This is a genomic window from Roseixanthobacter psychrophilus, assembly GCF_043195195.1.
Lineage (GTDB): Bacteria > Pseudomonadota > Alphaproteobacteria > Rhizobiales > Xanthobacteraceae > NCEH01.
In genome coordinates this window covers 1-287 of the sequence record NZ_JBAFWT010000226.1, presented here as the reverse complement: position 1 = coordinate 287, position 287 = coordinate 1, and the positions used below count along the sequence as shown (strand labels likewise).

General features: G+C 58.9%; 1 protein-coding gene. It reads left to right on the top strand.

Features of this window, described 5'->3' with window-relative positions:
• Nucleotides 1-192, top strand: a 192-nt coding sequence (locus V5F77_RS29310; RefSeq protein ID WP_429008541.1) for a type II toxin-antitoxin system VapC family toxin, incomplete at its 5' end; no start/stop codon positions are given.
• Nucleotides 193-287 lie beyond the last annotated feature (95 nt).

Sequence of the window (287 nt, the reverse complement as noted above, 5' to 3'; positions counted from 1 at the left end):
AACGCCGACGATTACGATCTGGCCAAAAAGTTCCTCGGCACCTTCGAGACCGGCCTTCGGGCTGGCGACGCCCTCCATTTGGCAATCGCTTCGAACCATCAGGCCGGGGCGATCTACAGCTTGGACAAGGTGCTGTTCAAGGCGGGGAAAATTCTGGGGCTCCCTGTGAACGCTGGAACTGAAATTCCGTAATTCAATCTAAGGGCGAGCCGGAATGCCGCACGCGATCATTCGAGGCAAGAACGGACGCCGCCATGAGGTGGACTTCGGCGATGCGCCTGTTCGCG